Genomic DNA, 14,251 nt, shown 5'->3' with positions numbered 1-14,251 from the left:
CGGGCCAGATGGGCGGCGCCGAGACCGGCATCAAAGCTGCCCACCCGGGGACCCGTTTGGCCGAAGACGGCGTTCTCGGCCGCCAGGCTGAGATCACAGAGGGCATGCAGCACTTGGCCGCCGCCAATGGCGTAGCCCGCCACCAGGGCAATCACCACCTTGGGCAGACTGCGGATCAACCGCTGCAGATCCAGCACGTTGAGCCGGGGCAGCCCCGTCTCGTCCACATATCCCCCATCCCCGCGAACGGACTGATCGCCACCGGAACAGAAGGCAAAACCCCCGTCTGCGGCGGGCCCCACACCCGTGAACAGCACAACCCCCACCCGGGGATGATCCCGCACACGGGAGAAGGCGTCAAACAACTCCACCACCGTGCGCGGCCGGAAGGCATTACGCTTGGCAGGGCGGTTGATGGCGATGCGGGCAAACCCTTCGCTGCAGAGGTCAAAGCGGATGTCCCCATAGGGATGCCCCACCTGCCAGAGGGCGTCACTGCTCCCCGGTAGAACGGGCTCAGCTTGGGAACGGGTGGGAGATTGGTGCGGATTCATCACCGTGGTGAAGGGAGTAGTCCCCAGTTTCCAACGGCGCTGCATCATGGGCCAGCCAGGCGGCCCGCAGCCGTTGCCGTTGCTGGTGATCCCGCCGGGCATGGGTGGGGCAGTGGAGCAGGGCCATGCCATGGCGGCGGGCCTGCCGGCTGCCGTGCTCCAGCGCCTCCACCAGTTGATGGGGGTGATGCAGGGTTTGACCGGGAACGCCATGGGCGGCAGCCAGAGCCGCTTGATCCACACTCTGGGGCATGGTGAAGAGTTCCTCCATGGAAAACTCCCCATTGCGAATGGGCAACTGCTCAAAAATGCCGCCCCCCCCATTGGCGATGAGGATCACCAGCAGGTTGGCGCCACAGGCCTGCAACTGGCGGCGCCACAACCAGCCGTTGCTGTCGTGGAGCAGGGCCAGATCACCACTCACCAGCACGGTGCGTTGGGCTGAGCCAGAGGCCATGGCCAGGCCCGCGGCCAGGGAGAGGGTGCCGTCAATGCCGGACACCCCACGAAAACAGGTGACGGGGTGGGGGGAGCGGAGGTGGGCGAAGCTTTCCCAGTCCCGAACCGGAGAACTGTTGGCCAGAAGCACGGTGGTGGGAGGCTGTTGATCCAACCAGCGGGAGACGGCCCAGGCCAGCCATGGTTCCGTGACGGGGGATGCTTGCAACTGGTGGTCCAGCCACTGCCCCAGGCGCTGTTGCTGACCGCGCCACTCCCGCTGCAGGGCCATGGCCGCCGCTGAAGGTTGGCCGGGACCGAGTTGGGCCACCAGGGCCGCCAGGCCGCGCCCGGATCGCCAGTGGATCCGCCGGAGGGGATCCCAAAGCCGTTGATCCTGCTCGCAGACCTGCGCCTGGAGCCCCGGCGCCTTCTCCAGCCACGCCGATAGCCTGCGGCTGGGGCTACAGGGACCCAGCCGCAGGATCTGGTTGGGGGTCGGCAGTCTCCGGGGGGCCGTCAGCAGCAGGTCGTAACCGCTCACCACCGGCAGATCACCCAGGCCCCGCAAGCCACTGCAGGGATCAGCCAGCACGGGCCAGCCTGTGCGCCCCACCAGTTGTCGCACCTGCTGCCGGTAGGCCGTCAGGTCATGGCCCCGATAGGGGCCGGCAACAATGATCCCGGACTGGTCCCATGCCAGGGGTGGGGGGGAACAGGCGACCAATGGCTGGGCGATGACCGGGACGGGGCATGGGATCCCGTCAGCCTGTTGGGCAAGCCACTGGCGTTGAACAGCCTGCAACTGGGCCTTGCTGGTGTGCAGAGGCTCCGCAAAGGCCTGGTTCAGGTGGATGGGGCCGGGGGCCTGCACGCCACCGTGGCGATGGGGGCCGTGGGCGGCGGCGAGGGCCTCCTGCACCAACTCCCCGGGGAAGGCGGTGGTTCCCGGCAGGGGCAGTTGCGCCATGCGACGAACACAGGCCAGGAGAAAGTCCTCCTGGGGGGCGGTCTGGTTGGCCCCGCAGTGTTTGAGGTGGAGGGGGCGGTCGGCGGTGAGCAGAACCAGGGGCAGGCCACCCAGGTCGGCTTCACTGCATGCGGGCAGCAAATGGGCCACAGCCGAGCCGGAGGTGGTGAGCACGGCCACAGGGGCTCCGGTTCCCCGAACCAGACCCAGGGCCAGGAAGGCGGCGGAGCGCTCGTCAATGGCGGTATGGCGGGTGAGGCCGGGGGTGAGGGTTGCCGCCACCGCCAAGGGGCCCGAGCGGCTCCCCGGACAAATCACCCCATGGGCCACGCCAGCCCCCCGCAACGCCTGCCAAAGCTGCAAGGACCAGAGGAGGTTGATGGCAGCCTGATCCATACCGTCATTCTGTTGGTTGTCTTGCCTGCTTCTCAATCGGACCCGCACCACGTCTCCACGGGAGAATCAGGGCGTCATGGATGGCGTCACGGGTGGCGGCGCGCTTTGTTGAGCCTGGCCCTGGCGGCGGCGCTCACCATGGCTGTGCGCCAGTGGGTGGTGGAACCCCGCTGGATTCCCTCCGGCTCCATGGCGCCCACTCTACAGGTGCGGGACCTGCTGCTGGTGGATAAATTGAGTCCTCGCCTTGGTTGTGATCCCCGATTGGGTGACGTGGTGGTGTTCCGGCCGCCGGATGGCTTGCTGGCCATGGGCTACGACCGATCCCAGGCGTTGATCAAGCGGGTTGTGGGCCGCTCCGGTGACCGGATCGCTGTCCACGACGGCCACCTGGAGCGCAACGGCCAAGCCCTGCGGGAGCCCTGGACAGCCGGCCCCATGGCCTACGGGCAATTGGAGGTGGCGGTTCCACCCCACCATCTCTGGGTGTTGGGGGACAACCGCAACAACAGCCTGGACTCCCATGTCTGGGGGCCTCTGCCCCGGAGCCGTGTGGTGGGACGGGCCATCATCCGCTATTGGCCGCCGCGCCGCTGGGGTGGAATTTCAGGGACTCCCGGGATCGGGTGTGGTGATCATCACCCTCACCCCTCCCCCTTGGCCGAGGAAACCCCGGACAGAGTGGGTTAGAGTGGAAAAAGTGATGTGGCCTTGTCCGGATGTTCAACGTGGAGTTTTTGACCAGTGACACCGAGGCCATCCACGGCAATCCCCTGGTTCAGTACCTGCAGCAGCAAAACCCGGAAGTGTTGCAGCGGGTTGCCCACTCCGCCAGTGGGGATATTCAGGACATTATTCGTCACAATGTACAGGGTTTGCTGGGCATGATCCCCGGTGAGCAGTTTGACGTGAAGATCAGCACCAGTCGGGACAACCTGGCAGGCCTGCTGGCCTCCGCCATGATGACCGGCTACTTCCTGCGCCAGATGGAACAGCGCATGGAACTGGACAAGACCATGTTCATGGGACTGCCGGAAGACGACAACCCGCTGCCCTGAGGCAACCACCGGGCAAACCTTGAGGGGGCGGCGGCCTACCATGTCCCCTGTCCGCCTTTGACACAAGCAACCCCATGGCCAACCTTGACCGGGCGCCGAGCCGCGCCATGCCCAACCTGCTGCATGTGCTGCCGGCCTTTGCTGACGAGGGGGAGTTGCGCCTCAACGTGATCGTGGAGCTTAACGCCGCCACCATCAACAAGTATGAACTCATCACGGAAACGGGGCACTTGAAGCTGGATCGGGTTGGCTTTTCATCACTGGCCTACCCGTTTGCCTACGGCTGCATCCCTGCCACGTGGGACGAGGACGGGGATCCGCTGGACGTGGAGATCGTGGGTGTAACCGAGCCTCTGATTCCGGGATCCCTCTGCGAGGCCCGCATCATCGGCGTCATGAAGTTTGACGACGGGGGCGAGGTGGACGACAAGGTGATTGCCGTGCTGGCTGACGACAAGCGCATGGACCACATCCATAGCCACCAACAGTTGGGGGACCACTGGCGGAAGGAAACCACCTACTACTGGGAGCATTACAAGGATCTGAAAAAACCCGGCGCCTGCTCGGTGAACGGGTTCTTTGACACGGAAGAGGCCCTGAAGGTGATCAAGGCCTGCCAGCGGCGCTACCAGGACACCATTGCCCCACTGCTGGTGGATTGAGCACAGAGATGAGCACAGAGAAACGCCCCCGCCCCACCGGACTGGTGGAGCAGGGGCGACTGGATTGGACCACAGGGTCCTCTTTGTGAGGGAATCCCTCAGCCGATGGCGGGAGCGGTCAAGGCCACCGTGGTGGACTCGGCGGACGCCAGGTCCAGGGGGAAGTTGTGGGCATTGCGCTCGTGCATCACTTCCATGCCCAGGTTGGCGCGGTTCACCACGTCCGCCCAGGTGCCCACCACCCGACCCTGGCTATCCAGGATGGACTGGTTGAAGTTGAAGCCGTTGAGGTTGAACGCCATGGTGGATACGCCCATGGAGGTGAACCAGATGCCGATCACCGGCCAGGCCGCCAGGAAGAAGTGGAGGCTGCGGCTGTTGTTGAAGGAGGCGTACTGGAAGATGAGACGACCGAAGTAGCCGTGGGCGGCCACGATGTTGTAGGTCTCTTCCTCCTGGCCGAACTTGTAGCCGTAGTTCTGGGACTCGCTCTCGGTGGTTTCCCGCACCAGGGAGGAGGTGACCAGGGAGCCGTGCATGGCGGAGAAGAGGGAGCCGCCGAACACACCCGCCACCCCCAGCATGTGGAAGGGGTGCATGAGGATGTTGTGCTCCGCCTGGAACACCAGCATGAAGTTGAAGGTGCCGGAGATGCCCAGGGGCATGCCATCGGAGAAGGAACCTTGCCCGAACGGGTAGATCAGAAACACGGCGAAGGCCGCGGACAGCGGGGCGCTGTAGGCCACGCAGATCCAGGGACGCATCCCCAGCCGGTAGGACAGCTCCCACTGGCGGCCCATATAGGCGGAAATGCCAATGAGGAAGTGGAACACCACCAGTTGGTAGGGGCCGCCGTTGTAGAGCCACTCGTCCAGGGAGGCTGCTTCCCAGATGGGATAGAAGTGCAGGCCAATGGCGTTGGAGGAGGGCACAACAGCACCGGAGATGATGTTGTTGCCGTACATCAGGGAGCCGGCCACGGGCTCGCGGATGCCGTCAATGTCCACCGGCGGGGCGGCAATGAAGGCGATGATGTAGCAGGTGGTGGCAGTCAGCAGGGTGGGGATCATCAGCACGCCGAACCAACCCACGTAGATACGGTTGTCGGTGCTGGTCACCCATTGGCAAAAGCGTTGCCAGGCGCCAACTGAACCACTGCTGCGAATGACGGTTGTCATGAGTGCGGTCAGAGGTAGGAAAAACCGCCACAAGGGCGGCGCATCAAGGCTAAGAAGTCCGGCTCTCCAGGGCACAATAGTTAATGCTTCTTAAGCATTGAGAAGACCCACGGGTCCGGTCATTGAGCCGTTTGGTTATTGAACGCTCGTCGCAGGAGTCCGTATTTGGGCGCAAAGACCATGGCCATAACAAACAACAGGGTTTGCGCCACCACGATGCAGCCTGCTGGCGACGCATCGGACCAGTAGCTGATATAGGCCCCCAGCAGGCTGGAGAGGATACCGGACGCCACCGCCAGCAGCGCCATGACGCCGAAGGAGTCCGTCAGCAGGTAGGCCGTGGCCCCGGGGGTCACCAGCATGGCCACCACAAGGATGATGCCGACGGTTTGCAGGCCCGCCACTGCCGCCAGGGACAGGCTGGACAACAGCAGGTAGTACAGAAATCCCGTGGAAATACCGATGGACCGGGCATGGGTGGGATCAAAGCAGAACAGCACCAGATCACGACGGAAGACCACCAGCGCCACCAGCACCAATGCGGCAATCACGAGGGTTTGCTGGAAGTCCTGGGGACGAATGGCCAGCACGTTGCCAAAGAGGATGTGCATCAGGTCCAGACTGCTGCGCACCTTGGACACCAGGATCAGCCCCAGGGCAAAGAAGCCCGTGAACACCAGGCCGATCACCGTGTCCTCCTTCACCCGGGTGCTCTGTTTGATGAGGCCGATGACCGTCACCGAGCCCACCCCGAAGACAAACGCCCCCACCGCCAGGGGCAACCCCAGGGCATAGGCGATGACCACGCCGGGCAGCACGGCATGGGAGACGGCATCCCCCATCAACGCCCAGCCCTTGAGGGTCATGAAGCAGGAGAGCAGAGCACATACTCCCCCCACCACGGAGCTGATGAGCAGCGCCTTGACCATGAACACGTGCTGGAGCGGCTCCACGATCCAGGTGACGGGGTCCATCAACGCCATCCCTCCCTGGGGTCTGTCGCCATGGGGCCCCGCTGGGGTCCTGGGATTTCTTTGGGCTGATCCAGCACAAGGCACCCGAAGGCGCGCGCCAGATTTTCCTGGGTAAAGACCTCGCTGGTCTGCCCATAGGCCAGGATGGTTTTGTTGATCAACACCACCTGATCGCAAAACCCGGTGACATGGTCCATGTCGTGGGTGGAAATCAGCAGGGTGCGCCGTTCGCGCCGGAAGGCCATGAACAACTGGGCCATCAACTTTTCCGTGCGTGCGTCCACGCCGTTGAAGGGCTCGTCCAGCAGCAGGACGGAAGCCCCCTGAGCCAGGGCTCTGGCCAGAAAGGCCCGCTTGCGCTGCCCGCCGGACAACTGGCCGATCTGCCGCCGCCTCAGGTCCCATAGCTCCACCAGTTCCAGGCTGTGGCGCACGGCCTCGTGGTCCCGCCGCCGTGGATTCCGCAGGGGGCCCATGGAGCCGTAGCGGCCCATCATCACCAGGTCGGCGACGTTGAGGGGGAAGTCCCAGTCCACGCTTTCCGACTGGGGAACATAGGCGACGGACTGACGGCGCTGGGCCTGGACCACGGACTGGCCGTTGATGCGAATGGTCCCCGTTGCAGGGCGCACAAACCCCATCAAGGCCTTGAACAGGGTGGACTTGCCGGCGCCGTTCATGCCCACAAGGCCGCAAATGACCCCCTGGCTGAGCCGCAGGCTGGCATTGGAGAGGGCCACCACCCCGGCGTAGCTCACGCTCAGGTTCTCCACCGCAATGTGCGGCGGCTCCATGGCTCCGAGGGTGGCGGTCATGTGGTTCATGGGGTGGGTCCATGGCGTATTGGATGCTACGCCCTTCAGAAAGCCGCTTGGCGGTCCTCTTGCAAGAGGCCGGCCGTCAGGGTGCGGATGTTGTGACGTTGCAACTCCAGCAGCGTAGGGGCAGGCCCCTGGGGGCCCGAGAGGGAATCCACATAAAACACCCCGGCCAGCCGTGCGCCGGTGGCGGCCGCCACCTCCTCCTGGGGGGCGCTATTCACCGTGCTTTCACAAAACACGGCCGGCAGTTGCCGCTCCTCCACGAGGCGAATGACCCCCGCCAGCCGCTTCGCTGTTACCTGGGAATCCCCGTTCACCGGCCAGAGATAGGCCTCCTCCAGGCCATAGTCCCGGGCCAGGTAACTGAAGGCCCCCTCACAGGTCACCAGGAGGCGCCGCTCCTCCGGCAGGCGGGCAACGGCCTGCCGCAACTCTTCATCCAGTTGCAGTAGTTGCCGGTTGTAGGCCGCCGCATTGGCGGCGAAGGCCTCCCCGTGCTCCGGCGCCGCCTTCGTGAAGGCCTGGCGCAGATTCTCCACATACGCCATGGCCAGACGGGGAGACATCCAGGCATGGGGATTGGGTCGCCCCGCCACTGCCGCGTCGCTGATGGACAGGGGTTCGATGCCTTCGGTCAGGGTCACCCGGGGGATACGGTCGGGCAAATCGGTATAGAAACGCTCCCGCCAACTCTCCATGTTGAAACCGTTATCCACGATCAGCACAGCATCCGACGCCTGACGCAGGTCGCTGGGGGTGGGTTCATAGCCATGAACCTCGGCGCCCGGCTTGATGAGGGATACCACCTCCAGGTGGTCACCGGCCACAGCCTGGGCCAGATCCGCCAGGATGGTGAAGCTGGCCAGCACCTTCGGGCGGGCGGCCGTGTCCTGTTCGCTGAACCGCCCGGCGCCTGTGCAGCCCATCAGCGCCATGAAGGTGACGGTCACCATGAGAGAGATTGGCTTCCGAGGCGTCCGGTAGCGCCGGCCCCACCATGGGGAACACGAACGGGAGAGCCGATCATCGGGGTGGCGTGGTGAAGTGCATCGTAGGTTCCATTAGGATTTTAGCTGCCCAGTTTCGGCATAGACCTCCCATGCACGTGGAGCCTCAGGCGAGATCCCATCGCTGGCGCCAGGAAGAATGCCTGGACGCCAAGGATGGTGTTTCGAGCCACATCCGTCCTGACATCACTGGAAGCAATGGAGCGAGAGCCGGACATGGCGATCAATGAAGACCTCGACCTGGGACTGGAAGAGCAGCCTCAGCACCTTCCCCCCGGCATTGAGCGACGTGCTGGTCGCCGGTCGTCCGGAGAGCCGCAAGGCCGTGCATCGGGGCGTGAACAGGGAGCCTTGCGTATCCGCTTAAGCGACAACGAGTTGCGGGCGGCCCAGTTGATCCAGGAGCGTTTCCAACTGCGCTCCACGGTTGCTGCGTTGGGATTCTGCCTCCGGACCATGGCCCAAATGGTGGAACAAGGTCAGGTGGGTGAAGAAACCACGGCGGCCCAATTACCACAACACACCGGGCCGGGTCGCCGCAGGGGGGGACAACAGCCGAAAAACCAGGCGCCAGCGGCGCGCCCTGATCCCTTTGCCCGACCCGTTAAACAGCAGCCCCAACCTGTGAGCGAAGATCAGCCGCCCAACTCCGCTGCACCGTTGGCTGCTTCTACGGCGGATGACTGCGCCACGGACTCCTCTCAATCGGAAGAGGCGTGATGGAGCGCAAGCGGGTTCTCTCGGGAGTGCAGCCCACGGGTGCGCTCCACCTGGGCAACTGGCTGGGGGCCATTCGCAATTGGGTGACGTTGCAACATCAGCACGACACGTTCTTCTGCGTGGTGGATCTGCACGCCATCACCGTTCCCCATGATCCGGCCCTGCTGGCGCAGCAGACCCGGCAAACCGCGGCACTCTACCTGGCCTGTGGCATTGATCCCCAACTGGCCACGGTCTTTGTCCAGAGTCATGTGCCGGCCCACAGTGAACTCTGCTGGCTGCTCAACTGCATCACCCCCCTCAACTGGCTGGAGCGCATGATCCAGTTCAAGGAGAAGGCCGGCAAACAAGGAAATCAAACCTCCGTGGGCCTCCTGGACTATCCGGTGCTCATGGCTGCGGACATTCTCCTGTACAATGCCCACCTGGTTCCCGTTGGGGAGGACCAGAAACAGCACCTGGAACTGGCCCGCAACATTGCCCAGCAGCGCCTGAACGGCCGGTTTGCCTCCGATGGAGAGACCGTTCTCAACGTGCCCGAGCCGTTGATCCTTCCGGAGGGGGCGCGGGTCATGAGTTTGACCGACGGCCGGAACAAGATGAGCAAGAGTGATCCCAACGACAACAGCCGCATCAACCTGCTGGATACCCCTGACCTGGTGCGCAAGAAGATCAGGCGGGCCAGGACCGATGCGGTGACGGGCTTGACCTTTGACGACCCGGAGCGACCGGAAGCCGCCAATCTCCTGGCCCTCTATGCCCTCCTCGGTGGTCGGAGTCCCGCAGCGGCTGCCCAAGAGTGTGGCCGGATGGGCTGGGGCCGGTTCAAGGCCGTGCTCAGCGATGTGGTGGTTGAGGCCCTGGCCCCCATTCAGCAGCGCCATGGGGAACTCATGGCTGACCCCACCGCCCTGGATCGTGTGTTGAGCCAGGGGCGGCAGCGGGCGGAAACGGTGGCTCAGGCCTCGCTGGAGCGGGTGCGCACGGCCCTGGGGCTGGCGCCCCGCACCCCGGAGACGCCATAACCTGTGTTGGCTGCGGCGCCAGGACTGGGCCGTCCCATTGGGGACTGTCTCATGGGGCGCCGTCCTTGGCGGCCATGGCCCGAATCAGATCCGCCCGGCTGAACACCCCGATCAGTTCTCCCCTCTCCACCACAAACAGCCTCTCCGTGCCGGCATCGTGGAGTCGCGCCGCCGCCCCCTGCAGGCTCATGGCGGGATCACAGGTGTGGGGGGAGCGGTTCATGACGGCTTCAGCGGTTTCCCCCAGCGCCTGATGCACTTCCCGCTCCCAGCGCAGGGGATTGCGCAAGTAGATCACACTGTCCAGAAAGACCACGTAAGGCCCCGGCTCCAGGCCGCTTTCCCGCACCATCAAATCCTTGGCGCTGATCTCCCCCACCAGCCTGCCCTGGTGGTCGCACACCGCCAAGCCACTGATATGGGCGGTATCGAGCATCCGGACCACCTCTGTCAGCGGCGTGTCCGGATGCACAAACTTCACCGGTGTGGTCATGAACGCCTGGACGGGTTGGCGTTGCACCATGATGGCTTCTCTGGAATGTGGTGATTGTGAAGGCGCAGAGCCCAGGTTGGACGCCACCCTCCGCTGCTCTGTCACATCTGCGCACCCTGGCCGACGGCCTCACGGTGCTCAGGGGTCTGGTTGCCCTGCCGCTCCTGCTGGCGTTGCAGGGGGGATGGGGCTGGTGGGCCTGGTGGCTGCTGGTGGTGGGCGCCTTCACCGATGCGGTGGACGGGTGGTTGGCCCGCTGTGGCGGTGGTGGGTCGGTGTGGGGGGCCCGTCTGGATCCCCTCTGCGATAAATTGCTGTTGCTGGCGCCGCTGTTGTGGCTGGCCGGTCAGGGCGGTGGCCTGTTCGATCCCGGCATCTCCCCCGTCCCCACTCCCGCCTGGGCCGTCTGGCTCCTGTTGGCCCGGGAATTCCTGGTGACCGAGTGGCGAAGTCGTCAGCCCCATGGAGCGCCAGCCCATTGGAGCGGCAAACTGAAAACCGCCAGTCAGTTTCTTTGCTTCGGGTTTCTCCTCTGGCCGGGTCCGGCCCAGGGGCTGACGGCCGCCGTGGGGGGCGGCCTGTTCTGGGTGGCCCTCGCTATGGCCTGGCTCAGCGGGATCCGCTACATCAAGTCAAGCCCCGCCTAGGTGCTCCCCCAGGGCCTGAACCATGCGGGCATGGGCGGCGGGGAAAGGGTAGTGGCGCAGATCACGGGGCCACACCCAGGCCACCTGCTGGCTGGCTACGGGCCGAGCCTCGCCAGCCAGCACACGGCAGAGATACGCCGCGAAGGTGAGCCGCCGGTGGGTATAGGCATGATCAAAGCGCAGCAGTTCCGGACCTGCAGCCACGGTCAGGCCCACCTCCTCTTGCAGTTCCCGCGCCACGGTCTCGGCCATGGTCTCGCCGGGCTCCTGTTTGCCGCCGGGAAACTCCCAAAGACCACCCAGCAGCCCATCGGGTTGCCGCTGGCCGATGAGCACCTTCCCCCGGTGATCCAGCACAATGCCCACGCCAACCATGACACGGGGAATGGGCGCGGGAGCCTGACGCACGGGCAGTTGGCGCTGGATCCCCTTACCGTAGGCATGGCAATGGGACTGCCAGGGGCAGCCCTGGCACAGGGGGGCGCGGGGGCGACACACCAGGGCCCCCAGGTCCATCAGGGCCTGGTTGAAATCTCGCGCCCCTCTGTGGTCCAGCAGCAGCTCCACCATGGTCCAGAACAGGGGGCCGGCCTGCCGGGGTGGGGCTGGAAAGGCCAGAAGGCGCGCCAACACCCGTTGCACGTTGCCGTCCAGAATGGGGTCGGGGCTGTTGCCGACAGTGGCGGCAATGGCGGCCGCCGTGGTGCGACCGAGGCCCGGAAGCTGTTCAAGGCCGGCGCGATCCGTGGGGAGTGAACGCCCGGCTGCCGCCAACCGGATGGCCGCCTCGTGAAGCCGCCGCGCCCGGACATAGTACCCCAGCCCTTGCCAGCAGTGGAGCACCTCCTGACGGGATGCGGCCGCCAACGACTCCAGATCCGGAAACCGTGACCGCCAGCGACGCCAGAAGGGGAGCGCCACCGTCAACCGGGTCTGCTGCAGCATCACCTCCGCCACCCAGACGGGATAGACGGGGAGCAGGTCATCGGGTCCGGGCTGGCGGCCGTCCGGCAACAACCGCCACGGCAAATCACGGCGTCCGTGGCGCTGCCACCAATTCAGCAGGCTGGAGACCAGATGGGGGGCAACACGACGCAGCCAGGCTTTCTGCTGTTGCGTGAATGCCGTGGACCATTTTCCGGGCATCATCGCCAAAGCCGGGCCGGGCGCTCCAAGCTAAGATCCTTGATCGTGGATCCTGACCATGGATCAGCCGCGCCGGATTGCCGTTGCCTTGGGGGATCCCGCCGGGATCGGGGCGGAGGTGGTGCTGAAGGCCCTGGCCAACCGGCGGGTTCAGCAGGCGGTGGATCCGGTGCTGTTTGGTTGCCGCCGCTGGCTTCTGAAGCAATACCACACCCTGGGACAGCGGGGGCAACAGGCGGCGAATCCCCGGGATCTGCACCTGGTGGATATGCCGTTGGCGGAGCCGGTTTCCTGTGGCCAGGCCACGGCCGCGGGCGGAGCCGCCAGTTTTGCCTGGTTGACCGCCGCCTGCGGTGCGGTGCTGGCGGGGCGCTGTCAGGCCCTCGTCACCGCACCCATTGCCAAGCACGGCTGGCGGGCCGCCGGTCATGCTTACCCGGGACAGACCGAGCGCTTGGCGCAGCTTGCAGGGGGCGTCAAGGCATCCATGCTGTTCACCGCCCGCTCACCCCACAACAACTGGCGGCTCAACACCCTGCTGGCCACCACCCATCTTCCCCTCCAGAAAGTGGCGCAGACCCTGTCCCCCACCCTGGTGCAGCGTCAACTCACCGTGCTGGATCGTTTTTGTCGCCAATACGGTGGCCAGCCGGTTCTCAAGGTTGCGGGTCTCAATCCCCATGCGGGGGAAGGGGGCCATCTGGGCAGCGAAGAGCGGGACTGGCTGGAGCCCTGCTTGGAGGAGTGGCGGGCGCTGAACCCCCACTGTACGGTTCTCGGCCCCGAGCCCCCGGATGCCTGCTGGCTGGATGCGGGCCTGGCCTGGCGGGGCCATGGCCAGGCTGCTGACGGCTACCTGGCCCTCTACCACGACCAGGGATTGATCCCCACCAAGCTGATTGCCTTTGACGAGGCGGTCAACACCACCCTGGGACTCCCCTTTATCCGCACCTCACCGGACCACGGCACGGCGTTTTCCCTGGCGGGTCAAGGATTGGCCCGGGAGGGGAGCATGGCGGCCGCCCTGCTGGCGGCGGCTGAACTGGAGCCGTTGCCCGCGTCTCCACACTGACCTTTGCCCTGGGGTCAGGTCTTGTTCTTGCAGTCCAGCCGCGGCGGTGCGGGCGCCCACTTCGTTCCAGGACAAGCGCATCAGACGTCCTCAATCAGAGCATGGTCCCCTGGCAACTCAGTCTGGAGACGCATCAGTCCCTCAACCCTCCAGGCAGTGATGAAAACAATGATCAAACCTGACCTCCGCAATTCATGGATTCGGGTAGGGGCCAAGGAAGCGTGCTCCGTTAAAGTGAATCAGGTGAGAAGGCGCATCAGCTACCCACACCTCGGTTTCCCAGGCAATTTCAGGAAGGTAGCGTCCCATGATGGCCCGGTTTGGGAAGGCGGTTACATAAACCAGCCCAGCCGTTGAACCGGCAAACAGTTCAGCCAATTCGGCGTGTCGCTTCCCGTCCACCGGCCCGTGGCTGGTGACAGCTTCCGCCAACAAGAGCCAGTTTCTCTTCACGTAATGCAGAACCACGTCGGGCATTTTACCGTGTGAATTCACAGCGCCCCCCAGCCTGGCCAGAAGGGCTTCATCAAAATGACTCCACTTGTGACCTGTGTCGCCAACATAAATCAGCTTGCTACCCGGCGAGAAGCGTGGAGCAAAATCTTCAATCATGGCCCGGATCAATTCGCTATGCTCACCGGGGCTGAGGGTGATGTCTGTATCCGGTGCAATTTTAACGGGGATGCAGTTCTGCTTCCGTTCTTTGGCGTAGCGGGCAACCAGTGTTTTGTGTTGAGCCAGATAGGTGGCTAGATTGTCATGCCATGATGGAGTGCCGAAAGTTCGTAGTAGGTCCAGAGTTGTAGGTGCGACCTGATAGGCCGCCTTCGGACTATTCACCGGGCGATCAGGCTGATCTGGATTATAGAGGGCCAGGCCGGCATTACAAAACTGGTGCATGGACTGGCGGCGGACTGTCTCGCGGGTATTGGGAGCGTATATTTTGCCATAGTGTCTCCCGACCCACTTCATCATTGGGGTAATGCCCATCAACGGATTTTCCGCATCAGCCCATGGTTTACCCGGCGTGAGACTCAGCAGGGCCAACAGGCAGAGGGCGGAACACTCATTCTGTTGCGCTGGAGGCAGG

16 protein-coding genes are annotated in these 14,251 nt (G+C 64.5%); 7 read left to right on the top strand and 9 right to left on the bottom strand.

Going from position 1 to position 14,251, the window contains the following annotated elements:
* Both BG35_RS0101825 and menD read right to left on the bottom strand, forming a co-directional pair.
* Positions 1-554, bottom strand: a 554-nt coding sequence (locus tag BG35_RS0101825) for an enoyl-CoA hydratase-related protein (protein ID WP_025781439.1), incomplete at its 3' end; no start/stop codon positions are given.
* Complete coding sequence (gene menD, locus BG35_RS0101820; RefSeq protein ID WP_025781438.1) at positions 517-2,358, bottom strand: 2-succinyl-5-enolpyruvyl-6-hydroxy-3-cyclohexene-1-carboxylic-acid synthase; 1,842 nt, start codon at positions 2,356-2,358, stop codon at positions 517-519. The genes menD and BG35_RS0101825, both read right to left, overlap by 38 nt.
* Before the next feature lie 21 nt (positions 2,359-2,379).
* On the opposite strand from menD, the gene lepB reads away from it, so the two are divergent.
* The 3 genes from lepB (at position 2,380) to BG35_RS0101805 (ending at position 4,078) form a co-directional block, all read left to right on the top strand.
* Entirely contained in the window at positions 2,380-3,048 is a 669-nt protein-coding gene (gene lepB, locus BG35_RS0101815; RefSeq protein WP_236619735.1) for a signal peptidase I, read from the top strand.
* Positions 3,049-3,077: 29 nt separating this feature from the next.
* Entirely contained in the window at positions 3,078-3,416 is a 339-nt protein-coding gene (locus tag BG35_RS0101810; protein ID WP_025781436.1) for a DUF760 domain-containing protein, read from the top strand.
* Positions 3,417-3,490: 74 nt separating this feature from the next.
* On the top strand, positions 3,491-4,078 hold the full coding sequence (locus BG35_RS0101805; protein WP_025781435.1) for an inorganic diphosphatase: 588 nt from the start codon (positions 3,491-3,493) through the stop codon (positions 4,076-4,078).
* A 98-nt stretch (positions 4,079-4,176) separates the two neighbouring features.
* On the opposite strand, the gene psbA is transcribed toward BG35_RS0101805, so the two are convergent.
* The 4 genes from psbA to BG35_RS0101785 form a co-directional block, all read right to left on the bottom strand.
* Positions 4,177-5,256, bottom strand: a complete 1,080-nt coding sequence (gene psbA, locus BG35_RS0101800; RefSeq protein WP_025781434.1) for a photosystem II q(b) protein — start codon at positions 5,254-5,256, stop codon at positions 4,177-4,179.
* A gap of 119 nt (positions 5,257-5,375) precedes the next feature.
* Positions 5,376-6,239, bottom strand: coding sequence for a metal ABC transporter permease (locus BG35_RS0101795; RefSeq protein WP_025781433.1), 864 nt, complete (start codon positions 6,237-6,239; stop codon positions 5,376-5,378).
* A complete protein-coding gene (locus BG35_RS0101790; protein WP_373276955.1) occupies positions 6,230-7,054 on the bottom strand; it encodes a metal ABC transporter ATP-binding protein in 825 nt (274 codons plus the stop codon). Before BG35_RS0101790 ends, BG35_RS0101795 begins: the two co-directional genes overlap by 10 nt.
* A gap of 35 nt (positions 7,055-7,089) precedes the next feature.
* Entirely contained in the window at positions 7,090-8,004 is a 915-nt protein-coding gene (locus tag BG35_RS0101785; RefSeq protein WP_025781431.1) for a metal ABC transporter substrate-binding protein, read from the bottom strand.
* Between the two features lie 270 nt (positions 8,005-8,274).
* Here BG35_RS0101785 and BG35_RS09825 point away from each other — a divergent pair, with 270 nt between their 5' ends.
* Both BG35_RS09825 and trpS read left to right on the top strand, forming a co-directional pair.
* Entirely contained in the window at positions 8,275-8,778 is a 504-nt protein-coding gene (locus BG35_RS09825; RefSeq protein ID WP_152535124.1) for a DUF8668 family protein, read from the top strand.
* Entirely contained in the window at positions 8,778-9,803 is a 1,026-nt protein-coding gene (gene trpS, locus BG35_RS0101775; RefSeq protein WP_025781429.1) for a tryptophan--tRNA ligase, read from the top strand. Before BG35_RS09825 ends, trpS begins: the two co-directional genes overlap by 1 nt.
* Positions 9,804-9,852: 49 nt before the next feature.
* Here trpS and BG35_RS0101770 read toward each other — a convergent pair whose 3' ends face one another.
* Positions 9,853-10,326, bottom strand: coding sequence for a CBS domain-containing protein (locus BG35_RS0101770; RefSeq protein WP_025781428.1), 474 nt, complete (start codon positions 10,324-10,326; stop codon positions 9,853-9,855).
* 17 nt (positions 10,327-10,343) lie between these two features.
* Between BG35_RS0101770 and BG35_RS0101765 the strand changes: the two genes are divergently transcribed.
* Positions 10,344-10,943: a CDP-alcohol phosphatidyltransferase family protein gene (locus BG35_RS0101765; protein WP_308417002.1), complete on the top strand. Its 600-nt coding sequence runs from the start codon at positions 10,344-10,346 to the stop codon at positions 10,941-10,943.
* On the opposite strand, the gene mutT is transcribed toward BG35_RS0101765, so the two are convergent.
* Positions 10,929-12,092 carry an 8-oxo-dGTP diphosphatase MutT gene (gene mutT / locus BG35_RS0101760; protein ID WP_025781426.1) on the bottom strand — a complete coding sequence of 388 codons (1,164 nt, stop codon included), beginning with the start codon at positions 12,090-12,092 and terminating at the stop codon, positions 10,929-10,931. The genes BG35_RS0101765 and mutT overlap by 15 nt on opposite strands.
* Positions 12,093-12,147: 55 nt before the next feature.
* Here mutT and pdxA point away from each other — a divergent pair, with 55 nt between their 5' ends.
* On the top strand, positions 12,148-13,161 hold the full coding sequence (gene pdxA / locus BG35_RS0101755) for a 4-hydroxythreonine-4-phosphate dehydrogenase PdxA (RefSeq protein WP_025781425.1): 1,014 nt from the start codon (positions 12,148-12,150) through the stop codon (positions 13,159-13,161).
* Between the two features lie 192 nt (positions 13,162-13,353).
* Here the strand turns inward: pdxA and BG35_RS0101745 are convergent.
* Positions 13,354-14,251, bottom strand: an 898-nt coding sequence (locus BG35_RS0101745; RefSeq protein WP_025781424.1) for a BsuBI/PstI family type II restriction endonuclease, incomplete at its 5' end; no start/stop codon positions are given.

Origin of the sequence: Candidatus Synechococcus spongiarum SH4 (assembly GCF_000586015.1) — a bacterium.
GTDB lineage: Bacteria > Cyanobacteriota > Cyanobacteriia > PCC-6307 > Cyanobiaceae > Synechococcus_B > Synechococcus_B spongiarum_F.
Note: the sequence above shows the minus strand (reverse complement) of the source record. Positions and strands in the feature narration are given on the sequence as shown.